The following is a 255-nucleotide window of genomic DNA, read 5'->3' as shown; positions in this document are numbered from 1 at the left end:
CGGTTAATATTCCGGTACCCTTTTATACTGCGATGCGGTGACGTAGAGGTGATACTGCCGCGCACTGACGGAATAGTGCGTTGAAGGGGGTAGGTATAGGAAGTGCAGGCAAATCCGCACATCCTGCTGAGACCCGACAGTACTGCAAAGCTTCGGCGGCGCAGATAGTGCAGGTAATCGTACTACCGAGAAAACCCGCTAAGCTTCAGGTATATAAGGCCCGTACCGCAAACCGACACAGGTGGTCGAGGAGAG

At 53.7% G+C, this 255-nt stretch carries 1 rRNA gene; it reads left to right on the top strand.

From position 1 onward, the window contains the following. Window positions 1-255, top strand: a 23S ribosomal RNA gene (locus C5745_RS19990); the annotation flags it as partial.

The organism is Sphingobacterium haloxyli, from assembly GCF_002980525.1.
In the GTDB taxonomy this organism is placed as follows: Bacteria; Bacteroidota; Bacteroidia; order Sphingobacteriales; family Sphingobacteriaceae; genus Sphingobacterium; species Sphingobacterium haloxyli.
This window is presented reverse-complemented; position numbering and strand designations above follow the sequence as displayed.